Origin of the sequence: Nostoc sp. FACHB-133, assembly GCF_014698055.1 — a bacterium.
GTDB lineage: Bacteria > Cyanobacteriota > Cyanobacteriia > Cyanobacteriales > Nostocaceae > Nostoc.
In genome coordinates this window covers 408,897-433,041 of the sequence record NZ_JACJSH010000001.1, presented here as the reverse complement: position 1 = coordinate 433,041, position 24,145 = coordinate 408,897, and the positions used below count along the sequence as shown (strand labels likewise).

The following is a 24,145-nucleotide window of genomic DNA, read 5'->3' as shown; positions in this document are numbered from 1 at the left end:
CAGAAGTTATTTAACTTGTGGCTGTGGAATATTAATTTGCAAAAATTCTTGCACCACTTGCATATAAGTTGGAGCATCTTCCAACATTGGGAAATGTGCTGTGTTAGGAATCATCACAAACTTAACTTTGTCATTCAGTGCAGCTGCTTTACGCCCCATCTCGGCCGGAATAATTTTGTCATACTCTCCCGCCACGAGCAGAGTCGGCACTGTCAGCTTGGCAAACTCAAGCGGCATCACTTCAGATTGAGCTTTACTAACGGAAGTAAAAATTGTACCCAAAGCTGCATCGTAATCTGCTTCAAGAAAATCTTGTAAAAAAGCTTGACGCTCAGAATGTGGTATCGAACTATATAAAAATCTCGCCATAAACATCCGGTCAACAAATGGAATTTTGCTTAACCATTTGGGACGGAATTTCACTACATAGCCACCGAATTTATGAAAGGCACTAAAGGATTTTTCGTCGTACTCAAAAATGCCGCTACAGGTTAAAATTCCTCGTTCCACTCGTTGGGGGTAGCGGTTAAAAAATAAAGTAGCAACAGAAGCACCCATTGAGTGAGCATTAATATAGACACGCTGAAGATGCAACCCATCTAACAAAGCTGCCAAATCATCAGCATATTCTTCTAATTCATAAGTCAAATCTCTGATTGCCTCTGATTCTTCTTGCGAGGACTTAGATTCAGCAACAGCTTCACTAGCTTCGGCTATGGTTGGCTTCCCACCAGAACGGCCAAATCCCCGCATATCGTAGAGTAAACAATCAAATTGCTCGGATAAAGCATTAGCGGTATTTTGCCAATACCTAGCCGAACCAGCCCAACCATGCATAAAAACCATCACTGGTTTTACCAATGAACCAGATGGTTTTTTAATCCATTCGTAGTAATGGTCAACGCCACGAACTTTAATATAAGGCATTAGTCATTAGTCCTTTGTCAGTTGTCATTAGTCATTTTCCCTTATTACATGGTTATTAGTCTTTAGTTTTTGACTAATAACCAATGACTAATGACTAATGACTATTAGGCTGACTCTGGTTTCGGTAGTGAAGATGGATGGATTATCAGTTCCGCAGTTGATCGCTTCTCGACCATTTCCCGTGTTACTGTACAACGTGTCACATCCTTACGGGATGGTAACTCATACATAACATCCAACATTAGTTCTTCGACAATACCGCGTAATGCTCTAGCACCAGTTTTACGGCGGTAAGCTTCTTGAGCGATCGCTCGTAAAGCTTCTGGTTTAAAATCTAGCTGGACATTATCCATCTTCAGCAGTTTTTGGTACTGCTTCACTAAAGCGCTGCGTGGCTGGGTGAGAATCGCCATTAGCGCTTCTTCATCTAGCGGATCTACTACTGCTACCATTGGCACGCGCCCAATAAATTCTGGAATCATGCCAAATTTTACTAGATCGTCCGGCGCTAAATGGCGGAGAGTATCTGCTGCCCGCTTTTCTTTCGTTTGGCCTTCTCCAGGTTGCACAAAGCCTATTGCTTTTTTGCCAACTCTCTGATCCACAACCTTTTCTAAGCCTACGAAAGCACCACCACAGACAAACAAAATATTACTTGTATCAATCTGGATACAGTCTTGATAAGGATGCTTGCGCCCTCCTTGGGGTGGTACATTGGCGATCGTTCCCTCTAACATTTTCAACAAGGCTTGCTGCACGCCTTCGCCAGAAACATCGCGGGTAATTGACGGGTTCTCACTCTTGCGAGCAATTTTGTCAATTTCATCAATGTAGATAATTCCTCGTTGCGCTTCCTCTATATCCAAATCTGCCACTTGCAACAGTCGCAGCAAGATATTTTCCACATCTTCTCCCACATACCCTGCTTCCGTCAGCGTCGTAGCATCGGCGACGGCAAAAGGTACATCCAGGATTTTCGCTAAGGTTTGCGCTAAGAGAGTTTTGCCGCAACCAGTTGGGCCGATTAACAAAATGTTGGACTTTTGCAGTTCTACAGCATCATCCGCCCCACCTTTGCCACTGGCTTTAGACTGAATGACTGCCAGCCGCTTGTAGTGATTGTAAACGGCTACTGACAGGACTTTCTTGGCTTCGTCTTGACCAATAACGTGTTCGTCTAGATACTTTTTAATCTCTCTTGGCTTGGGTATTTGATTAAACGAAATACTAGAAGATTGAGTACGCCGTTTTTGAGGTGCTTCTGGTCTTGGTGCGGGTTGTGCTGCCGCGCCATTGGTATCGAGTAACTCTTCGTCTAGTATTTCATTACACAAGTCAACGCACTCATCGCAGATGTAGACTCCCGGCCCTGCGATTAATTTACGCACCTGCTCCTGAGACTTGCCGCAAAACGAACATTTTAAATGGGAGTCGTACTTAGACATACCAGCCTCTTATTTCAGAATGGTGACGTTTTCCCCTGCTGTGGGAAGATTTTGCCTGGAAATGACCTGATCAATCAAACCGTAGTTTTTCGCCTCTTCTGCCGACATGAAAAAGTCGCGCTCAGTATCTGCTTCAATTCTTTCTAAGGGTTGACCAGTATGATGAGCCATTAACTGATTCAACTTAGCCTTAACGTAAAGAATTTCTCTGGCTTGAATTTCAATGTCAATAGCTTGACCTTGAGCGCCACCAAGTGGTTGGTGAATCATAATCCGGGAGTCAGGCAGAGACATTCGCTTACCGGCAGCCCCTGCTGTTAACAAAAATGCCCCCATACTCGCGGCTAATCCAAAACAGATGGTAACAACATCAGGGCGAATTTGCTGTATTGTATCATAGATTGCCATCCCTGCGTAGACCGAGCCACCAGGAGAATTGACATACATTTGAATGTCTTTCTCTGAGTCTTCGGAATCTAGGAATAACAATTGAGCCACAATTGAGTTGGCTACGGCATCGTCTATTGGCGTTCCCAAAAAGATAATCCGCTCTCGCAGCAGGCGGGAGTAGATGTCGAAAGCCCTTTCTCCCATGCCAGACTGTTCTACCACCATCGGTACGATGTTGCTAGGGCTGTTCAACTGGGAGTTAATGTTTATTCGACTTTGGTTGCTGATGGGGGAGTTTCCCGACTGCGATACAAACATACAGGCTTTCTGTGACGATAATTTAGGACAGATGTTTCAGCAGCAAATGCTGCCTTTTCGACGAATGGAATTTTTATAGCTACGTGTTAACCATTATGCCTCATATAACTTCCTCTCGTGTAACACAGTATCAAGCTCAGTCCATAACATGTGTCACAATTTGCCAAAAATTCATTAATTCTTTAAATTATTTTGACTTTATCTAAGTGGGTATTGAGGATTGGTTATTTTTGTCCCTGCTCCCTTACCTTACCCATTTCACCAGTACTTTAACTCAGGACTGGTGAACTTATGGCTTTGGGATTTTTTATTATCCTTCTGTGACTTCTGTTGTAGAAGGTTCGCTGTTTTCTTCCTCTGTCTGAGATACATCAGCATCAGATTCTGCGGCTTCCGTTTCTTCCGAGGGACTCAAGGAGCCTTCGGGTACAAGTTCAACTGAGGAATGTTCTAAGAGCCAATCGATGGTTTTTTCGGTTAATAGTTCGTTTTCCACGATTGAGCGCAGTCTATCTTCATCAACCTCTTTTTCTTCTGGGTACTGTTCTAAAAGTTCTTTGACTCTGGCTGCGATTTCTTCTGGTGTTACCTCAATAGATTCGCGTTTACCGACTTCCCGCAAGGACAAAGAACGTTTGATGCGTTCGATGGCCTCAGTACGCGATCGCTCCCGTAATTGAGGAATAATATCTTGAGTAAACAACTTCCTCACATCTAATCCTTGCTGAGACAGGCGCATTGCTGTTTGCGTTAGCATTGCATCCACTTCTTGTTCAACCAAGGTTAGTGGTAAGTCAACTTCTACGTGCTTAAGCAGTTCCGTTAACAAGGCTTCCTGCTTATTTGTTTTTGTTTTGTCATCCGCCTCTTTTTGATATTGCTCTACCAAAGAAGCGCGTAACTCCTCTAAGGTTTCAAAATCGCTGATTTCCTGGGCGAAATCGTCATTTATTTCGGGTAGTTCCTTTTCCTTAAGTTCTTTGAGCGTCACTGTGAAAGTTGCTGCTTTTCCAGCTAAATCCTCATTAGCATAAGGATCTGGGAACTGAGCCGCAATTTCTCTAGTTTCTTCAGGATTCATGCCTACTATTCCCGAAATAAAGCCTGGGATAAACTTATCTTCCTGCAATTCAACTTGAAAATCAGTTGCTTCGGCTCCCGGAATAGGTTCTAGTTCGGCTGTTTCGTCTTCGCCCTCGGCTTTGGCAAATGAGCCTTTAAAATCGACTACGGCAATATCACCGATTTGAGCTGAACGTCCTTCCACAGGTATTAATGTCGCTAATTCTTGACGTTCCTTCTCAAGGGCACTATCTACTCGTTCTGGATCGTACTTGACTTCTTCGGCTTGGAAAAGCAAATCAGTGTACTGCACTAGATTTACTTCTGGTTCTACATCGACAGCGGCCGAAATCGTCAGAGGTTTTCCAGGTTCATAATTATTAATCAAATCTTCAAATGAGGAGCGCAATTGCGGCTGACCGATTGCCGGGATAGCTTCTTGTTTAACTGCTTGCTCAATGCCGTCTTGAATTAGTTCTTCCAGCGCTGCTGCCTTGATACGAGTTGTACCCAGCCTTTGTAGTAATATCGGCCGAGGTACCTTGCCTTTACGAAACCCAGGAATATTGGCAGTACTCGCTAAGTTTTTAATGACCTGTTCGTAAGTTTGCTTGGTAATTTCCGGCGTAATCTCTATTTCCAGGCCAATTTGGCTGGCGGGAAGTTTTTCCTGGGTAACTTTCATGCTTCGTCTCTAGTTTTCTGGTATTTTAATCTCCGAGTACACACAAGACGCAATAATTTTTCGCGTTTATGGCTTGATGTCTCTTAGGGAGGAGGGGGAGTTTGTCACAAGGCTTTATGACATGCAAGGATGGATTGTGTGTCCTGGCACAGAGATCCAGTTTACTGCCAATGGCCAAGGACTTGACAATTTACCGTCATAACAATTATTGACACTCCCAGGGCTAAGAAGGTCTGGGGTTTCTTGCCTAATATTTGTAATAAGCGCTGCATCATTGCGGATTGGGAAGATTTTTATCCCTATTCCCCAGTCCGTAATTTTCAGTTAGTCTGAATTTAGCACTGGAAAGTCAAGAATTCATTATTCGGTGGGCTAACACCGTGATATTCTGATTTTCAGCCAGTAGTTTAGTACTTCAAAGTTATAGCATTGAGTCTAGCTATATTGTGGTACAGGAGTAAATATGCTGCCTAGCCGCATAGCTCGATTTTATCGGTTGCGAATTTTATACCATTTGCATCATAGTACATTCATCGGGCTGGCAACTCACTTTACAGCCAAGACGTTTATTCACCTTACAGGTCAAACGTCTAAGTGCAGATATATGTATTTTTCTGCTAGATGGCGCTTTGTTGTACAATAATATAATATAGTTTAGATAAATCAATAAAGTTGGATGGGGTTGTTGTCAAATGCAACATCACTTAACTTATTAAATAACCCAAGTAAATAAATTTATAAAATCTATTAAAGATAGACTAAATTAGAGAAAATCTCAATCTATTCAAAATTAATTTCAAGACTGCGATCGCTATTTAAATATAAATAAATTGTCAATTGTTCCAAAAAATTGCAGATAAGTCTCTTAAAGGAGGAAGCAAGTTTGTCGAAATCCTATCGTTTAGCTATTTTGGGAGCTACTGGTGCAGTTGGCACAGAGTTGCTGGAATTATTAGAAAGCCGTAATTTTCCGATTGCTGACTTGAAGTTATTGGCATCAGAGCGCAGTGCTGGGCGATCGCTACGGTTTAAAGGAGAAAATATCCCAGTAGAGCCAGTGAGCGATCGCGCCTTTGAAAATGTCGATATAGTACTAGCTAGCGCGGGTGGTTCCACATCTAAGGCTTGGGCAGCAGTTGCTGTGGCAAAGGGTGCAGTGGTAATTGACAACTCCAGTGCCTTTCGGATGAACCCACAAGTTCCCTTAATAGTGCCAGAAGTTAATCCACAAGCCGCAGCCAATCATCAAGGCATTATTGCTAACCCCAACTGCACAACGATTTTGATGACTGTGGCAGTATGGCCATTGCATAAAGTTAAACCAGTGCAACGTATCGTGGCTTCAACCTACCAATCTGCTAGTGGCGCAGGGGCTAGGGCAATGGCAGAAGTCAAAGCCCAAACAAGCGCTATACTACAAGGACAGCCGCCAGTAGCTGAGGTATTGCCTTACCCATTGGCATTTAATTTATTTCCCCACAACTCACCATTAAATGATTTGGGTTATTGTGAGGAAGAGATGAAAATGGTCAACGAAACCCGAAAAATATTTGGCACGCAGCAAATCAGAATCACTGCGACCTGTATACGGGTTCCCGTACTCCGCGCCCATTCAGAAGCCATTAATTTAGAATTTGAGACTCCCTTTAGTGCCGAGGAAGCCAGAGAAATTTTAAATTCCTCCCCTGGGGTGAAATTGGTAGAAGATTGGGAAACTAATCATTTTCCGATGCCAATTGAAGCAACAGGTAGAGATGAAGTTTTAGTGGGAAGAATCCGTCAGGACATTTCTCATCCTTGTGGCTTGGAATTATGGTTGTGCGGCGACCAAATCCGCAAAGGCGCAGCATTGAATGCAATACAAATCGCCGAATTACTAGTAGAAAAAAATCTACTCAAACCATTAGCTATTAGTCATTAGTCATTGGTCATTGGTAAGTGACAAAGGACAAATGACAAATGACACTTGAAAGCAATTTGCAGATAGGTTATTACAATAGGAAACCACCAAGATATAAAAACATGGGCAATCAGGAGTGAAAACAGGGTGGGAGATTTTGGTAATGTTTTAACCGCTATGATTACACCGTTTAAAGCAGACGGTAGTGTAGATTATGGTGTAGCGGCAGAACTGGCAGTGCATCTAGCTAACAACGGTACAGATACATTGGTGATGTGCGGCACAACAGGAGAATCCCCTACCTTGAGTTGGGATGAAGAATACCAGTTGTTTGTCGAGGTATTGCAGTCCGTGGCAGGAAAAGCCAAGGTAATCGCAGGTTGTGGTTCAAATTCAACCAAAGAAGCGATCGCTGCCACCCAAAAAGCGTCTAAAATAGGAGTACATGGTTCCTTACAAGTTGTTCCTTATTACAACAAACCGCCGCAAGCGGGATTGGAAGCGCACTTTCAGGCAATAGCACAAGCCTGTCCCGACTTACCATTGTTGTTATACAATGTCCCAGGTCGTACCGGACAAAACCTTCAGCCAGAAACAGTTGCCCGGTTAGCTGAGGTTAGCAATATTGTCGGGATTAAAGAATCCACTGGTAGCATAGACCAGGCAAGCGAAATTCGTCGCTTGACACCAAAAGAATTTCACATCTATTCTGGTGATGATTACATGACTTTGCCTTTGTTAGCGATCGGGGCAAAGGGTGTGGTAAGTGTGGCTTCTCATCTGGTAGGAAACCAACTACAGCAGATGATCCAAGCTTTTAGTGCGGGAAAAATTGAGGTAGCAAGCGACATTCATCTCCAACTCTTCCCGTTGTTTAAAGCTTTATTTCTCACTTCAAATCCCATTCCAGTGAAAAAAGCGCTGAAACTCCAAGGTTGGGAGGTTGGTTCAACTCGTCCACCGCTATGTGAAGCTGATTTAGAAGTAAGTCAAAAGTTAGAAGCGGTTCTGAAAGAACTTAGTTTAATCTAGCCACCATCTAGTTAAACGTTGGTAGTCTGCTGCTTTCTAAAGATAGATATAAACAATGACCATAATTGTTCATAAGTTGCAATTTAAAAACCTGTGCTAGGACTGATAGATATACTATGAATCCTTAAGTGTACAGTCGATTTTATTGAATAAAAAATTGAAAATTTCAATTAAAACTTGATTGCTTTCAGACTGACTTAAGAAACAGATGATGTTGTCTTAAATACAAGGAAAGTTAACTATCAACTTAATTAACTACAAGTAACAATCTAAGGAGAAAATGGCTAAAAACGAAGCTAATAATTCCGCCTTGAAAATTATTCCTTTGGGCGGTTTGCACGAAATTGGAAAAAATACCTGTCTTTTTGAGTATGACGATGAAATCATCCTGTTAGATGCAGGATTGGCTTTCCCCACAGAGGCAATGCATGGAGTAAATATTGTTTTGCCAGATACGACCTATCTACGGGAAAATCGCCACAAAATTAAGGGGATGATCGTTACTCATGGTCATGAAGACCATATCGGTGGGATTGCTTTTCATCTCAAGCAATTTGATATCCCAGTGATTTATGGGCCTAGGCTAGCAATGGCGATGCTAGAGGGTAAATTGGAAGAAGCAGGAGTCCGCGATCGCACAGAAATCAGAACAGTTTTACCACGTGATGTAGTGCGGATTGGCAAAAACTTTTTAGTGGAATATATCCGTAACACCCACTCCATCGCGGATAGTTTCACTGTTGCCATTCATACTCCCCTTGGTGTAGTCATTCACACAGGGGATTTCAAAATTGACCATACCCCAGTAGATGGGGAAAAGTTTGATTTGCAACGATTAGCAGAACATGGTGAAAAAGGCGTTCTTTGCCTGCTAAGTGATTCCACTAACGCTGAGATACCAGGATTTACACCTTCAGAACGTTCGGTTTATCCAAACCTGGAGAGAGTATTTAGTCAAGCCACTGGGCGATTATTTGTCACAACCTTTGCTTCTAGCGTGCATCGCATCAATATGATTTTGGATATCGCCAAGAAGCAAAATCGCGTAGTGACGATTGTGGGGCGTTCCATGCTGAACTTGATTGCTCATGCCCGTAATTTAGGTTACATCAAGTGTGAAGATAATCTGCTGCAACCATTACACGCAGTCCGAAATCTGCCTGATGAAAGAGTACTAATTTTAACTACAGGTTCTCAGGGTGAGTCGATGGCAGCAATGACTCGCATTGCTAATAAAGAACATCCTCATATTAAAATCCGCCAAGGAGATACAGTAGTATTCTCTGCTAACCCCATTCCCGGAAATACGATCGCTGTAGTCAACACCATTGATAAATTAATGATTCAGGGTGCAAAAGTGGTCTATGGACGGGATAAAGGGATTCACGTATCCGGTCACGGCTGTCAAGAAGAGCAAAAGCTGATGATTGCCTTAACTCGACCCAAGTTCTTTGTGCCATTTCACGGCGAACATCGGATGCTAGTGAAGCACGCAGAAACGGCTCAGAGTATGGGTATTCCCGCAGAAAACATGATCATTATTCAGAATGGTGATATTGTCGAACTGACTGAAGATGCTATTCGCGTTGCTGGTAAAGTGCCATCTGGTATTGAATTAGTGGATACTACCAGTTCGGGTATGGTAAGCGCCAAAGTTTTACAAGAACGGCAACGCATGGCTTCAGAAGGCATTATCACGATCGCAGCTGCAATTGATTGGAATGGTAAACTGTTGGCCAAACCAGAAACTCACCTGCGGGGTGTAGTTACAACTGTAGAGCGATCGCTGCTACAAACCTGGGTAAAACAACGCATTGAAGAAATCCTCACTGTGCGCTGGACAGAATTTGCTCCTGGCGGTGAAGCAGCAGATATAGACTGGGGCGGATTGCAAGGAACTTTAGAACGAGAATTGCAACGTTCTATCCGTCGAGAATTGCAATGTCAGCCATCTGTGACTTTATTGATGCAAATCCCTGATGAGCCACCTGTAAAAGTTGCCGATGGCAGAAGACGACGGACTCGGACTGCTGCTCAAGTAGCATCATAGAGAATTTAAGGTAAAAATTTCATACAGAGAGAAGTTTGAGCAGTGGTTTTCACCGCTCAAACTTCTATGGGCGCAAAGACACAGAATTTTTCTGAACGTCTTTGCGCTTTCTTTTCTCATGGGTATAGAGCTTGCCTATAGTTCTTCGATCTAACTTGTTAGGTTGCTGTCACTGAAGGCGTGCGTACAGCGTACTGGCAGGATGGATTGCGTTGTAGAGTACAAAGACACCATAAGCAAGTTCATCTGATTTTAATGCGTCAGACTATATCATTCTCAAATTGGCACTGGCAACCTACGTTTTGTGAAATGCAATCGATTCTAGTCGCTCAAAAATCACTACTTCTACGGTATTCAGCCAGCTATGAACAAGACACACTTACGTGAGAAAGTGGGAACACGGAGAGGAAAAAAGCCTTCTAGGGTATTACTGATATTTATACTTAGCAAAAATTCTTTTAGAAAGACCTTATATTAAGTTCTGTAAATGTTACACTAAAACCTATCCAATGATGGATGTCTTTATTAAAATTTAAACTGTGTCAAGTTATGAACAAGATCGTAATATTACACTACCGATCCCCAGAAATTTGCGATTAACTTGACGTAGTAATAAATTAGGTTCTGACTTAAGTGGCTAATCAGGTATTACATTATATCGCAGTCAGAACGCGATTTTTCCGGGAAAGTTCGTTGCCACGTTGTATATATTCATCAAAAAGGTGAATAGCCTCAATAACACAGAGGGTTAACCATGAAGGTATTCGACAATACCACGAAAAAGATTTTTCTGGCGAGCTGGGTATCAATCAATCAAGCAGAGACTACTGACCATAAAGTAAGCCAGCTTAACCATTCTCCTTCCAAGCCTTACTGGGATATTCTCCAACCCCTACGGCAACGAGTAGAAAACATTCAAATTCGCGATCGCCAACTAGCTCACCGCTTGTGCAAACTAATCCCATCTCAATGTCCCTTTGAGCGTGATGTCAAAGTATTTGGGAAAACTTTGTTTCACATTCCACCCATGTGCAAGCTCAACCCCTTATATGAAGAAGTGGTTGGTTTGCGTTTCCGAGCGTTGTGCTATCTAGCCGACGAGTGTGGCGAAGATGTATCACAGTACTGCTAATACTGCGATATGAGCGCTGAGGAAAAGTTAGGAGTCAGGAGTAAAAGGTCGGGGATCAATAATATAACTCCTAACTCCTAACTCCTAAGCATTTTTTATTATTTTTTTACTATTTCTTTTGCCATTTTTGAATGGCATCCTGAGCATCTTCGTAAGCGCCTGTCTCCTCTGGAACTAGCGCAGCAGTTGCAATTGCGGCACTACGATCTCCTTCGGCAGCGCGACGCTTGGCCATGTCTAAAATTTTCTCACTCCATTTATTGATCGACTTTTGGGCACTATCAAAGCCTGGTTGACCTGCTGGTACTTTCTTGGCAACTTCGATCGCCCGATTGTAAGTAGATGCCTGTCCAGACTTAATTAAGGCATTCGCTGCATCTAAAAGAGTTTTGTTACTCACATACTGTTTGCCCTCTAGCCGCCACAGATTAATAGCTGCTTGTGCTTTGGCGTAGGGGGCTTCATCTTTGGTGATTAATCGAGCGGCAGCAATAGCACTAGCATACTGTCTTTGTTTAGCACGACCCTCTGCTAAATCTAAAATCATTCGGCTCCAAATCTTAATATTCTCCTGGGCTTGTTCGTACAGTGGTTCACCAGGTTTAATTTTCCGGGCTGTAGCGATCGCCATACTCAAATCGCTAGCCTGAGTTTGTCTGAGCGACATTTTCGCCAAGTCTAATACTGCTTGATTCCGCTTTTTCGACTCGGAACTAGAGATGATTTGGGCGCTAGATTGGTTGTTAAGTCTAACTACTGAAGTACTATCACTTGGTAAGTTCTCGATAATCTGGCGATCGCTAGCAGTAGCACTAGGCGATGCAGTTGATATTTGCTTAATTCTAAAAGTTTCTTGATTGCGAAGAAAAACTACAGCAATTAAACCTGCTACTAGCAAGCTGCCTCCGCCCCATAAGATAAACTGTTTCCAAAAAGGGAGGCCTGGCTGATTTGATGGCAATCGAGAGACGTAACCTTTGGAGGAATTGGGGATAAATCTTCCCTTGGGATTCGCTCCTAAAGAAGTTTCCGCCATTGGCTGGGAAAGTAAGTTAGTAGCTGACTCTTGGACTGGTTGACCTTTAGGCTTCTCAACCTTATAAGCCTTCACCTGCTGGGAGGAGTTCACAGTAGCTTCTCCCCATCTGCCCCGTTCTGCTGAAGTTCTGGGGTAATCGTCAAGGGGAGGGGCTGCAAGAGCAACAGCAAAAGATTCTTCAGGATAAATCACCGGATTTGCTTGAAAGTCACTTTCCATTGCCAATTCTGGCAAAATTATCTGCGCCCTTGATGGGATGATAGTTGCAGGGTTTTGGACAGGTCGCCAATGGTGGTGACATAATTTTGGCATGATCAGACTTAGGTAACTTTCTAAATCTGACAGGTTACTACCATTACCAGAACGCAAAGCTTCTAATAAAGCTGCTGTAAAGAATCCGTGACCTAATTCGCTACTTTCGTGAGAAAATTGTTCTGGTTGACAAGAAAGAATTGTCGCTAGTTGTAGTTCTTGGGCTAGTTCTATTGTTTCTTCACCAACGGGAGCATCCGCTTGAGTGCCAAAAGCGCGGTTGATATCGAGTAGTAGCAATACATTCAAGTCAGCAAGTTGGAGACTTTGCATTAGCGATCGCAATTCTATGCCAGTCTCTTGCACGAGTTCGGGGTTGCCCTCTGCTGGCATTAAGTAATCTTTGCCCTTGTAATTGACTCCATAACCGCTAAAGAATAACCACAGATAGTCTTCCGGTTGCCAACTTGTGGCTGCCAAATCCTCAAGCAGCAACAGAATATTCTCTTTAGTCGGATAAGTTGATCGATCTCCAATTGGCGGCGAAGTATCCGTCATTAGCAGGCAATGTTTGGGGAGAAAGCCTGCCTCTGTCACCAAAAAATCCTCTAGTGCCTCAGCATCGGCTTGGGCACAACTTAAAGGTTGAAATAACTGATAGTGATTGATGCCAATCGCGATCGCCCAGTAATTTGCCATCCCGCTCTTTGTCAGTTATTGTTTGCTGGTCTTAAAATTGCGGTTGGCTTTGCCAAAAAAACAAAGCTAACCTATGTCTTATAGCCTAGGTGATTCTCATCGAATCTTAAGTTAGAATGTAATTTTTATTACGTTATCTAGTCGGAAAATACTTTTTACCTAATTTCAATAACAGATCATCACTAAGGAGATAGAAGGTCATGAGCAAGATTGCTGCTCACCTACCATCATCGATCACTCCCTTTTCAGTTATTAGCCAAATTGCCAGAAGAATCCGGATAGTTCCTTTATTAATTTTGCTCATATCCACTGTTCCTGCGTGGTTTTTGACGGAAGCGATCGCGCCCCAGGTTGTGCGAGCTTACACCGCTAGAGTCGATCTAGCTATTGACCGCCTGCCAGAAGAAAACTATGAAACCGTTCTACGGAGGGCGGAAGCGGCCGCTAGAGCCGCCGCCCAAAGGAGCTTCGACCAAGATATCTTGGTGACAGATGTTTCAATCATTGTATCCGTACAAAATTTTGGAGCGATCGCACCAGTTCTGGCATTAGATGTGAGTCGTCCCCAATGGCGATCGCGTCCTGATGCCCAAAACTGGGCTACTTACTTCAAAACTGCGCGATCGCTACTTTTCTTTGACAATAGCTCTACAGCAGCTAACGGTATATCAAGCAAAAAATGAAGGATTGAAGAAGAGGCAAGAGAGCAGGGAGTAGGGGGAATATAACAGAAAGGGGATTCGACCCCTCCCTGTTCCAGAACCACTTAACAGAAGTGGGAGGCTCAGACCCATATTCCGCTTTGCTTCACGGCAGGATGAAGGGATCATTTCCTCCTGCTCCCTGCCCTCTTCCCCCTGCCTCTTCGTTGAGCTAGACACGGAGACGTAAAGAGTGGAATACTTAAATTCCCTCTATTTGCGTGTCCTACTTCAATCTCAACTTATCAATTCAACTTACCTGTTGTTCTTCGCGTCAGTGGATGGCCTAGAATAAGAAGGTTGTCAAGAATCGCGATATCTGCTGACATGGCTGTTCCTAAGAAGAAAACTTCCAAATCAAAACGAGATAAACGTCGAGCTACCTGGAGGCACAAAGCCGTCGTCGAAGCTCAGAAAGCCCTCTCTCTGGGTAAGTCAATTTTGACTGGACGTTCTACATTTGTGTATCCAACGGCTGAAGAAGAGGAAGAAGAATCATAATTTCCCAGTCAGGCAAAGCATAAACAGCACCAATCTTCTTACTACTGGATCAACGCTTTTTATTAGCTTTCCTGATTGCATTTTGAATCATAGATACTCTACACAAGCTCATTAGCTCGATAAAAATTGGTAGTGAGTAATTGGGAACATCCATTACCCATTACCTATCACTGATGAGTGATAATTAAGTAATCATATAAAAGTAAAACATCTGGTAGTGTTGGCAATTCAGCAAGAAAGCTTGTAAACACTTTGAGAAAACTTATTTTTCTCCAACTATGCTAGGAAAATTTTTTCACAAACCAGGGAAAGAAGAGGGGGAACGTGTTCCTCCTGGTCAACACTTAGCTAAAGGTTTCCCCGTACTAACTTACGGTGCAACTCCTCAAGTCAGCATTGAGGAATGGGAATTTCGAGTTTGGGGTTTGGTAAAATCTGCTACCTTTAGTTGGTCAGACTTTATGGCGCTACCTCAACACGAATTCACGGCAGACTTCCACTGTGTAACGCGCTGGTCTAAGCTTGATGTCAAATGGACTGGCATTAAAGTTACAGATTTCATGGATCTGATCGAGCTAGATCCGAAAGTAGCCCACATTATGGAACACTGCTATGGCGGCTACACTACCAATATTTCTGTAGAAGATTTCATCCGGGAAGAAAACTTCTTTGCCTTTAAAGTCTTTGGTGAAGACCTTCCATCTGAACACGGTGGCCCGATGCGGCTAGTTGTTCCCCACCTCTACGCTTGGAAAAGTGCTAAGTGGATTAATGGTTTAGAGTTTTTAGCTGGTGAAGAACTTGGTTTTTGGGAGCGCAATGGCTACCATCGCCGTGGTGAACCTTGGGCTGAGGAGCGTTACAGCAACGCTTTTGGATTTTAGATTTTAAATTTCTTCTTTAATCCAAAATTCAAAATCTAAAATTGGCATAATTAGGAGTTGTGGATTTTTATCCTTAACTCCTAATTTTTTAACCCAAAAGTTTCTTTATGAGTGGCAATTTGCCCTCATAAGGAGCGTATCGCCATTTTAAATCGAGCCAAAAGGAGTTTTGCAATACACTTTTGTTATGGGAAAAAGTGTCAAAACTAGCTTTGCCGTGATAGTTGCCAATGCCGCTATCTCCTACCCCACCAAATGGTAAAGACGAGACACCAACCTGCATCACTGTGTCATTGATGCAGACCCCACCAGATGAAGTTTCCTGCAAAACTCGCTTTTGCAGGTTTTTGTTTTGAGAAAATAAGTATAACGCCAGAGGTTTAGGTCTAGAGCTAATCAATGCGATCGCTTCGGCAACGTCAGTATATTCAATAATTGGTAAAATTGGCCCAAAAATCTCTTCCTGCATTACAGAATCTTCCGAAGAGACATTATCAATCACTGTGGGAGCGATATAACGCTCTGAAGATTGATTTTCTCCACCGATGATAACTTCACCATCTTTGAGAAAATTCATCAATCTATCAAAGTGTTTTTGACTGATAATTCTGGCATAATCAAGACTACTTATAGGATTATCACCATAAAACTCTCTTAGGCATTTTTTCAGCCCATCTATTAAATCTTTTTTGATTTTTTTATTAACTAAAAGATAGTCAGGGGCGATACAAGTTTGTCCGGCATTAATAAATTTTCCCCAAGTGATTCGTCTGACGGTGTGTTCAAGATTAATATCAGTATCTACTATACAAGGACTTTTACCACCCAATTCTAAAGTCACTGGTGTGAGATATTTGGCTGCTGCTGCCATAATAATTTTGCCGATAGCTGTGCCACCAGTAAAAAAGATATGATCGAACTTTTCTGCAAGTAGTTTTTGACTTGCTTCCATATCTCCTTCTACGACTGCAATATAAGCTGGGTCGAAATGTTTGGCAATAATCTTAGCAACGACACTAGAGGTATGAGAAGCGATTTCTGAAGGCTTGATAATTGCACAATTCCCGGCTGCGATCGCACCTACTAATGGTGAGATAATTAACTGAAATGGATAGTTCCAAGGGCCAATGATTAAAACAACCCCTAAAGGTTCTGGATAAATTTTTGCTGAGTAGGAAAAAAAATCAAAGGAAACTGGTACTTTTTTGGGCTTAGTCCAGGTATTGATATGTTTTATAGCATAATCAATTTCCTTAATTACGCCTATTTCTGTAATGTAAATCTCCAATTCTGGTTTATGTAAATCTGCTTTTAATGCCTCGACTATTGCTTGTTCATGCTCAATTATGGCTTGCTTGAGATTTTTAAGTTGTTCAATGCGAAAAGTGACATCTTTAGTTTTACCAGTTTCAAAAAACTCTCGCTGATTCTGGATAATATCGCCAATCTTAGATAATTCAGTGGTAATCATTGTTTTGTATTCTAAAAAACTATTTTTTTAATGTGGCGTTGCTATCTCAGCATATTTAATTCGTCATTTTTTGGCGTTTGACTTTCTGATTAGAATATTTAATTGAAATTCTTGGGAGATATTAGTAAAGTCATAATTTATGAAATATCAGGATAAAATACCCCGTAATTCATAAATTATAATTGCTAATTTTCTCATGTTGTGGCGGGTAAAAGGACAATAAATACACTACCTTTACCCAATTCAGAATTCAGCAAAATAATGCCTTGATGTGCCTCGACAATTCGACGAGCAAGGTAGAGTCCTAAGCCACTACCAGAACTCTTGTGACTACCTTGACGAAATCGTTCAAATATGGTGGACTGTTCTTCGGTGGGAATCCCTGGGCCAGTATCTGCGATCTCAATGCTAATATATTCAACTGAATTGGATTTTCCAGATAACTGAGATTGACTACTTTTGTCGAACTGTCGTTGAGAAGTAAAACGAATAGTCACAGACCCGGAGTCGGTAAATTTGATTGCATTGCCGATCAGGTTTGTAAATAGACGATGCAATTCTAAGCGATCGCCCATAACTGTGTTTGACTCTTCAGTAAAATCCAAATTTAGCGACAGTGTTTTATCTTGAGCTAGTGGTGCTAATTCTCCAGTCACCTCCTCTAGCAAACGTCCTAGATTAACTGGTTGAAATGCCAAACTTTTGCGACCTGCTTCAAAGCGATAAACTTCCAATAAGGTATTGACCATAGTAAGCAGATTGATATTACTACGGGCCATAATGGTGATTACTTCCTGCATTTGTGGTGATAATGTTCCCAATGCACCTTGCTGAAATAGCATCAACATGCGATCGGCCGCCACTAAGGGAGTGCGTAAATCGTGGGTGAGACGAGAGACAAAATCTTCTCGCTGGCGGGCAATTTCATCACGTTCATCCATACTATGCTTCAAACGTAGGAGCGATCGCACTCGTGCCAGCAATTCATCTACAGTTACAGGTTTGCGGATAAAATCATCAGCACCCAAGTCTAATCCGTGAGCAACGTTGGGTGCATCGTGGGCAGTAATCAGCAGGATGGGGATATATTGTGGCAATTTCATCTCTCTACGAATGTGCTTAGTCACTTCGTACCCATCCATATCTGGCATCATCAGATCCAGCAGAACCAAGTCACAAGGAGAAGCTTTCAATTCTGCTAAAGCCGAAATACCATTTTCGGCGGTGCTAATCATGTAACCTTCTTCCTCCAAAATAGTTTTGATCAAAAACACGTTATCAGGAGAGTCATCAACTACCAGAATTTTGCCAGAACGAGAAGATTGTGAAGTCATATAGATGCAGGGTATGGGATAAAAGTAAATTTTTAGGGAAACTGGTTTATTGGTATAGTTTTTGAGATAGTTCTCTTAAGTAAATTTCCTCCAAAGAAAATTGTTTACTAATAAATTTATATAAATGTGTTTTAAAAACTACTTTACTGACCTTTTTAGCAGATAGCTACAAGCTAATTGAATTATGGCTCGTAAACTTCTAGAACTGGATACAGAGGATGGCGGAAATATTTTAGTTACCAGATGTATCAGTAGGTCGGGTATCGGCTACTAGCAAGTTGTTTATAAAAAAGTAAAAACTAGCTTCGATTCCGTAAATTGCAATAATATAGTCAAATTTGTCAAAATTTCTGGATATTTATCCGACTATGCCAACTTTGCCAGCAGCCAGCAAAAGCGCTAGATTTTTCATTAGCTACCGCAGCCAAGATCCAGACTTGAGCCTTGCCAAGGATTTTTATGAAGCTATTAAAGCTGCTGGACACGAAGCATTTATGGCAGGCGAGAGTATTCGCTTAGGGGAAAAATGGCCTCAACGGATTGATGAAGAATTAAAACTATGTGATTACTTTTTGTTGCTGTTGTCTGAGCGATCGGCAACCAGTGAGATGGTGACAGAAGAGGTGAGACAGGCCAAGCAGTTAAGGGATGGCAGCGATAAGTATAAGCCAGTGATTTTGCCTATTCGCATTAACTTCCCTTGGAGTGCGCCACTGAATTATGATTTGCGGGGTTATTTACAACAGGTTCAGCAGCGAGAGTGGAAGTCGGCTGCTGATACTCCCAAAATTTTACAGGAAATTTTTAGTTTACTGGCAAACGGGGATGTAGAAAGATTGGCAGATGGAGAGATGAGTAGTGATTTTTTCCCTTTGTTACCCACTCACCCTCTAACTCTATCACCGCCTTTGCCAGTGGCAGAACCAGAATTACCTGAAGGACAGGTAGATTTGGCTTCGGCATTTTATATTGAGCGTCCTCCCATAGAATCTCGCTGCTACGAGGCAATTTTGAAGCCAGGATCTTTAATTCGGATCAAAGCTCCCCGGCAGATGGGTAAAACCTCACTTATGGCGCGTATTCTTCATCAAGCGTCACAACAAGATCATCTAACTGTGCCTTTGAGTTTTCAATTGGCAGATGGAAAGGTTTTTGCAGATTTGGATAAGTTCCTTAAGTGGTTTTGTGCCAGTGTAGGACGGAGGTTAAGCATACCCAACAAATTAGCAGACTACTGGGACGATATTTTTGGCAGTAAGGACAATTGCACTGCTTATTTCGAGGAATATCTCTTGCCAGAAATCAACCAACCCCTAGCATTGGGATTAGATGAAGTTGATCGTATATTTCAGCATCCCGAAATTGCCGCAGACTTTTTTGGGCTGTTACGTGCTTGGCATGAAGATGCTAAAAACCGGGATATTTGGAAAAAACTGCGGTTGGTAGTAGTACATTCCACAGAAGTTTATATTCCAATGAATATCAATCAATCGCCGTTTAATGTAGGCTTGCCGATTGAGTTACCAGAATTTAACGCCCAACAGATTCTTGATTTAGCACGAAGACATGGACTCAACTGGAGTTTTACTCAAGTTGAACAACTAATGGCAATGGTGGGAGGACATCCCTTTCTTGTACGAGTGGCACTTTATCATATTGCCAGACGGGATACTACACTGAATCTACTTTTACAAACAGCCCCTACAGAAGCTGGACCTTATAGCGACCATTTACGTCGGCATTTGTGGAATTTAGAACAGCGTCCAGAATTAGCTGCTGCGATCAAGAAAGTAGTCGCCAATACTAGCCCAGTTCGGTTGGATTCGATACAATGCTTTAAATTACTTAGTATGGGCTTATTACAACAGCAAGGAAATGATGTAACGCCACGTTGTGATTTGTATCGTCAATATTTCCGCGATCGCTTGAGAGTTAGCTGATGAACATAGAACAAAACTCAGCTTATGAATATCAAGTTGGTGGCAGTTTACCAGTTGATGCGCCTACTTATGTAGTGCGACAAGCAGATACAGATTTGTATGTGGCATTAAAGGCTAGAGAATTTTGTTATGTTCTAAACTCACGGCAGATGGGCAAGTCTAGCTTGCGAGTGCAAACTATGCAAAAGCTGCAAAATGAAGACATTGCTTGTGCGGTAATCGATTTGACGAAGATTGGTAGTCAGCACGTTACACCAGATCAATGGTACGCGGGCGTAGTACGGATTTTGGTGAGTAGTTTTGAGCTTTCAGGAAAGTTTAATTTACGGAGTTGGTGGCGCGATCACGATCATCTTTCTCCAGTACAGCGACTGAGTGAATTTATTGAAGAAGTTTTATTAGTTGAAATTTCTCGACCTATCGTCATTTTTGTAGATGAAATCGATAGTGTTCTCAGCCTAAATTTTTCAATTGATGATTTTTTTGCTTGGATTCGGTTTTGTTATAACCAACGTGTAGATAAGCCATCCTACAAACATATTACATTTTGTCTATTGGGAGTAGCGACTCCCTCAGATTTGATTAAAGATAAAAAGCGCACACCGTTTAATATAGGTAAAGCAATTGAATTAAAAGGCTTTGAATTCCACGAAATTCAGCCTTTACTTGAGGGATTGGTGGGTAAAGTCAGTAACCCTCAAGCAATTCTTCAAGGAATATTGGATTGGACGGATGGGCAACCATTTCTCACCCAGAAGCTTTGTAAATTCATTCCGAAAGGCATGGGAATTTCAGAATTAGAAAATAATGTGCGCTCGCACATTATTGATAATTGGAAATATCAGGATGAGCCAGAACATTTACGGACGATACGCGATCGGATTTTGCAAAATGAACAGCTTGCTGCACAGATGCTGGTGCTTTATCAGCAGATTTTACAGCGAGGTGAAGTGGCAGGCGCTGAAACTCTTGAACAGATAAAATTACGACTATCTGGTTTGGTAGTTGAACAACAAGGTAGATTAAGGATTTATAACAAAATTTATAAATGTGTATTTAACCAGAGTTGGGTCGATGAAGCATTAGCTCATTTACGACCATACGCTGAGGCAATAACAGCTTGGTTGTTGTCTAGCTGTAAAGACGAGTCGCGTTTATTACGAGGACAGGCATTACAAGATGCTCAAGAATGGGCAATAGGTAAACAATTAAGTAATGAAGATTATCAGTTTTTAACTGCTAGCCAAAAATTTGACAGTATAATACTTCTTGCACAACTTGATATAGCTCGTGGGGAAGGAGAAAGAACCAAAAGAGAATTTTTGGCTAATGTTTCCCATGAAATTCGCACCCCTCTTAATGGCATCATCGGATTTTTAAAGCTGATTTTAGAGGGTATGGCAGATGACCCAGAAGAACAAAACCAATTTTTGGCAGAAGCTCACCACTTATCGATACATCTGCTAAATATTATCAACGACATCTTAGATATAGGAAAAATCGAAGCAGGTAAAATGGAGCTAGCTTTTACTTCAGTCAAGCTAGATCAGCTATTCAGTGATGTCGAAAGTTTCATGCGTCCCCAAGCAGAAATGAGAAATCTCAGCTTTCGGATGCAAATGCCAGCTACCTCCGATGAAATCATTGTCCAAAGCAACTACCAACGGCTGCTACAAGTTATGCTCAATTTGGTAGGAAATGCCATCAAATTTACCCATGAGGGTGGCGTTACCGTCAGCGCTGATTTAGTACTAAAAAAGGCAAAGGCGAACTTTCAAGGTCAGCAATTTCCTGGCATGGTGAGAGTGCGTGTAGCAGACACTGGTATCGGTGTTTCCTTGGATAAACAAGATAAACTGTTTCAATTATTCTCTCAATTAGATGGCTCCCGTAATCGCCAATATGGTGGCACAGGTTTGGGATTAGCAATATCCCAGAAGCTCATAGAAGCTATGGGTGGTGAACTAAATTTTTACAGCGTGGGCGAAGGCCTTGGCTCAACAGTCACTTTCACCGTACCACTGTATCAATATCCTATGATTATTCAGCCTGAATTTGAAGACTCATCAGCGTTAGAATAGAACATTGCTAATTTATAACTTTGCAATCACATCTTACCTAAAACCTGATTGCACTAGAGCGATATCTGGCAATAAGGCACTCGGTCTTTATATTTATTATTTCCCAGAGGTGAGGTTATCCAAAACTTGCTGAAATTCTGCTGTGGAAGGAATTGCGATCGAACTCTTAACCCAAAATAGGCGATCGCTTCCATTACAGAATTTGCACTGATTGAGTATTAATTTCTGTTAAATTAGCCAATCTTATATCATTCGTAAACAATGTTGCATTTAGAGATTTTGCACTTGCTACAATTATTGCGTCAGGAAGCCTGAGTTTGTATTGTTTACGAATTGCAATTGTTAACTTTTTAATATTATTATCAATACCAACAACTGTAATTTTATTTAAAAAATCAATAATTTGTGTTTCTTCTTTTAGACTGAGACTCGGATAAGAGAGTAATTCAATCTCAGTAATCACTGAAATAAAATATTGTCCTGATGGTAGTGGGTTTACCAAGCGACCACCCAAAAAGTACAAGACTACATTTGTATCTAAAAAAATCAAAGCTTGTGTCAACACCACTCATCCCTAATTTGCTTCTGATATTCCAAAGGGTCTTGAGTTAGTTGAATTACACCTGCATAGTGGTTTAAATTAAACTCTTGTTTTTGTTGTGATTGATGAGCTTCTAATATTTTCTCAATTTGCTGCCAGTCCTGATAATCAATCAACACTGCTACCGGACGCATGGCTTCATCAGTCACAATTTTTTTCTTAAAAGGTAGCATGATTTTGTATATCAGATACAACGTTTTACTATATTAATCGTAACTCCAAGACAGAAAATTGATGATGACAACTTTTCCAGAGTAAGAGGATCTCAATCAGGCTTGACACAAGGAATCAGAAGAATCTAGCTAGAATTGGCTGGTTTCACGCCAAAAGATGCGATTGACCTACTTGTATCTAGATTAATGGTTTGCAAAGGTAAATACTTTCTTGCTTGCCTACGTGGGATAAGTGACGCTAGTGTTAAAAGAAATCATGCAAATCAAAACCCTCATCCCAGAAGTCGAGTAGGAAGCTAGAATGGCAATTCCAAATAAAGAAGTAAAATCTAATACAGATATTTTAGATAATAGACGCACCCAAACTCGCATCCAGGTTCGTATTCCTAAAGACTTGCATGAGGAACCAGTCATTTCACGACTGGTTTCTCACTATGGGATCACAGTTATTATTGCTGATGCTCAGGTAAGCGCAAACGTGCCACAATATAGCTGCTTCGATCTGGAACTGCGAGGTACTGTTTCTCAGATTGAAAGTGCCCTAACTTACCTAGATGAACTGGATTTAGAAGTTTTGCACCAATCCAGCCCTGAAGAAGATGGTTGGTAAATTGAGTTCTCAGTCCTGAGTTATGAGTGCTGAGTCAAAAACACTCAGCACTCAGCACTCAGTACTCGTTACTGGTTTTAGGCCATTTGATTTTCAATCGCCCACCGCGCTAGTTCAGTGCGGTTATGGAGATTGGTTTTGCCCAACATATTGGACACATGGCTTTCAACCGTGCGCTGACTAACATTTAGTTCTTCAGCAATTTCCCGGTTAGCTAAACCCCTAGCGACAAACTGGACTACTTTCAGTTCTGTTGGGGTTAATTGCACATCGAAGGGAACCTGGATGCGGGAACCATTTTCGCCTCCTTTTGCTTGGTGTTCTTTCCAACGGATAGTTTGTTTCAGCGAGGATTCAACTTGGGCTACGAGTTCTTCTGGTTCAAAGGGCTTGACCATATAAACATCAGCACCTTTGTTCAGACCTTTAACTCGGTCTGCACTTTGTCCCTTGGCTGAAAGGAAAAGAACTGGAATCCAGCTGGTGCGTTCGTTTTGCCGGACTTGTTCCACAAAAGTATATCCGTCCATTTCCGGCATCATCACGTCGCAGATAATCATGTCTGGAACATCTTGCTCTAAAATTTCCAGAGCTTCACGTCCATTCTCGGCGGTGATGACTTCGTATCCCCGGAATTCTAAGTAATCCTTCACCAGCAAGATGAGGTTAGGGTCATCATCAATCAATAGAAGTCGTTTGTGATCTTTCATGCTGGGCTCTTTCATAGCAGTGGCACTTGTCGCGCTTCGGTCCATCAAAGTCTTGAATATTTATCCTCTATGGTGGGTTATTTCGAGATGTTGTCCTTTTTCCTACTTAACTTGCCTTTGCTGTCTCGAAGTCTCAAAAATGCCGAGCATTTTCAAGAGACTAATAGCTCGATAGCAAAAGTCCAGCAAGGATACGTATAGCAGTAGT

Annotated in this window: 20 protein-coding genes; 10 read left to right on the top strand and 10 right to left on the bottom strand. The window is 41.8% G+C overall.

The features are described 5' to 3' along the window. Positions 1 to 6: 6 nt before the first annotated feature. The 4 genes from H6G86_RS02015 to tig form a co-directional block, all read right to left on the bottom strand. Positions 7 to 927, bottom strand: a complete 921-nt coding sequence (locus tag H6G86_RS02015) for an alpha/beta fold hydrolase (RefSeq protein ID WP_190932865.1) — start codon at positions 925 to 927, stop codon at positions 7 to 9. Positions 928 to 1,031: 104 nt separating this feature from the next. Beyond that, entirely contained in the window at positions 1,032 to 2,372 is a 1,341-nt protein-coding gene (gene clpX, locus H6G86_RS02010; protein ID WP_190932864.1) for an ATP-dependent protease ATP-binding subunit ClpX, read from the bottom strand. Positions 2,373 to 2,381: 9 nt separating this feature from the next. After that, positions 2,382 to 3,080: an ATP-dependent Clp endopeptidase proteolytic subunit ClpP gene (gene clpP, locus H6G86_RS02005; RefSeq protein WP_190932863.1), complete on the bottom strand. Its 699-nt coding sequence runs from the start codon at positions 3,078 to 3,080 to the stop codon at positions 2,382 to 2,384. Positions 3,081 to 3,390: 310 nt separating this feature from the next. After that, positions 3,391 to 4,827: a trigger factor gene (tig, locus tag H6G86_RS02000; RefSeq protein WP_190932862.1), complete on the bottom strand. Its 1,437-nt coding sequence runs from the start codon at positions 4,825 to 4,827 to the stop codon at positions 3,391 to 3,393. Positions 4,828 to 5,710: 883 nt separating this feature from the next. On the opposite strand from tig, the gene H6G86_RS01995 reads away from it, so the two are divergent. From H6G86_RS01995 to H6G86_RS01980, 4 genes are all read left to right on the top strand, one after another. Then, positions 5,711 to 6,748 (top strand): aspartate-semialdehyde dehydrogenase, encoded by a 1,038-nt coding sequence (locus H6G86_RS01995; RefSeq protein ID WP_190932861.1) that lies wholly within the window; start codon positions 5,711 to 5,713, stop codon positions 6,746 to 6,748. A gap of 126 nt (positions 6,749 to 6,874) precedes the next feature. Beyond that, positions 6,875 to 7,759, top strand: a complete 885-nt coding sequence (dapA, locus tag H6G86_RS01990; protein ID WP_163927740.1) for a 4-hydroxy-tetrahydrodipicolinate synthase — start codon at positions 6,875 to 6,877, stop codon at positions 7,757 to 7,759. 280 nt (positions 7,760 to 8,039) lie between these two features. After that, positions 8,040 to 9,809 (top strand): ribonuclease J, encoded by a 1,770-nt coding sequence (locus H6G86_RS01985; protein ID WP_163927741.1) that lies wholly within the window; start codon positions 8,040 to 8,042, stop codon positions 9,807 to 9,809. 754 nt (positions 9,810 to 10,563) lie between these two features. After that, on the top strand, positions 10,564 to 10,941 hold the full coding sequence (locus H6G86_RS01980; RefSeq protein ID WP_190932860.1) for a Mo-dependent nitrogenase C-terminal domain-containing protein: 378 nt from the start codon (positions 10,564 to 10,566) through the stop codon (positions 10,939 to 10,941). A 109-nt stretch (positions 10,942 to 11,050) separates the two neighbouring features. Here the strand turns inward: H6G86_RS01980 and H6G86_RS01975 are convergent, their stop codons facing one another. Continuing rightward, positions 11,051 to 12,931, bottom strand: coding sequence for a caspase family protein (locus H6G86_RS01975; RefSeq protein ID WP_190932859.1), 1,881 nt, complete (start codon positions 12,929 to 12,931; stop codon positions 11,051 to 11,053). A gap of 200 nt (positions 12,932 to 13,131) precedes the next feature. On the opposite strand from H6G86_RS01975, the gene H6G86_RS01970 reads away from it, so the two are divergent. The 3 genes from H6G86_RS01970 to H6G86_RS01960 all read left to right on the top strand — a co-directional run bounded on the left by H6G86_RS01970 (position 13,132) and on the right by H6G86_RS01960 (position 15,017). Beyond that, positions 13,132 to 13,614, top strand: a complete 483-nt coding sequence (locus H6G86_RS01970) for a hypothetical protein (protein ID WP_190932858.1) — start codon at positions 13,132 to 13,134, stop codon at positions 13,612 to 13,614. A 345-nt stretch (positions 13,615 to 13,959) separates the two neighbouring features. Beyond that, positions 13,960 to 14,133 carry a 50S ribosomal protein L32 gene (gene rpmF / locus H6G86_RS01965; protein ID WP_012407602.1) on the top strand — a complete coding sequence of 58 codons (174 nt, stop codon included), beginning with the start codon at positions 13,960 to 13,962 and terminating at the stop codon, positions 14,131 to 14,133. 278 nt (positions 14,134 to 14,411) lie between these two features. Beyond that, positions 14,412 to 15,017: a sulfite oxidase-like oxidoreductase gene (locus tag H6G86_RS01960; RefSeq protein WP_190932857.1), complete on the top strand. Its 606-nt coding sequence runs from the start codon at positions 14,412 to 14,414 to the stop codon at positions 15,015 to 15,017. Between the two features lie 88 nt (positions 15,018 to 15,105). Here H6G86_RS01960 and H6G86_RS01955 read toward each other — a convergent pair whose 3' ends face one another. Continuing rightward, positions 15,106 to 16,488, bottom strand: a complete 1,383-nt coding sequence (locus H6G86_RS01955; RefSeq protein WP_190932856.1) for an aldehyde dehydrogenase — start codon at positions 16,486 to 16,488, stop codon at positions 15,106 to 15,108. Between the two features lie 194 nt (positions 16,489 to 16,682). Beyond that, entirely contained in the window at positions 16,683 to 17,822 is a 1,140-nt protein-coding gene (locus tag H6G86_RS01950; RefSeq protein WP_190932855.1) for a hybrid sensor histidine kinase/response regulator, read from the bottom strand. Positions 17,823 to 18,190: 368 nt separating this feature from the next. Between H6G86_RS01950 and H6G86_RS01945 the strand changes: the two genes are divergently transcribed. Continuing rightward, positions 18,191 to 19,762 (top strand): AAA-like domain-containing protein, encoded by a 1,572-nt coding sequence (locus H6G86_RS01945; protein WP_190932854.1) that lies wholly within the window; start codon positions 18,191 to 18,193, stop codon positions 19,760 to 19,762. Next, positions 19,762 to 21,843 carry an AAA-like domain-containing protein gene (locus H6G86_RS38485; RefSeq protein WP_190932853.1) on the top strand — a complete coding sequence of 694 codons (2,082 nt, stop codon included), beginning with the start codon at positions 19,762 to 19,764 and terminating at the stop codon, positions 21,841 to 21,843. The genes H6G86_RS01945 and H6G86_RS38485 overlap by 1 nt, the downstream gene beginning before the upstream one ends. A 193-nt stretch (positions 21,844 to 22,036) precedes the next feature. On the opposite strand, the gene H6G86_RS01935 is transcribed toward H6G86_RS38485, so the two are convergent. Next, positions 22,037 to 22,408, bottom strand: coding sequence for a type II toxin-antitoxin system VapC family toxin (locus H6G86_RS01935; protein ID WP_313930304.1), 372 nt, complete (start codon positions 22,406 to 22,408; stop codon positions 22,037 to 22,039). Further along, the gene (locus tag H6G86_RS01930) at positions 22,402 to 22,617 is read right to left on the bottom strand and encodes a RelB antitoxin-like protein (protein WP_012407594.1); all 216 of its coding nucleotides are present in this window, start codon (positions 22,615 to 22,617) and stop codon (positions 22,402 to 22,404) included. Before H6G86_RS01930 ends, H6G86_RS01935 begins: the two co-directional genes overlap by 7 nt. 301 nt (positions 22,618 to 22,918) lie before the next feature. On the opposite strand from H6G86_RS01930, the gene H6G86_RS01925 reads away from it, so the two are divergent. Beyond that, entirely contained in the window at positions 22,919 to 23,227 is a 309-nt protein-coding gene (locus H6G86_RS01925) for an NIL domain-containing protein (protein WP_114085535.1), read from the top strand. Positions 23,228 to 23,304: 77 nt separating this feature from the next. Here H6G86_RS01925 and H6G86_RS01920 read toward each other — a convergent pair whose 3' ends face one another. Beyond that, positions 23,305 to 23,982: a response regulator transcription factor gene (locus H6G86_RS01920; protein WP_012407592.1), complete on the bottom strand. Its 678-nt coding sequence runs from the start codon at positions 23,980 to 23,982 to the stop codon at positions 23,305 to 23,307. Positions 23,983 to 24,145: the final 163 nt, after the last annotated feature.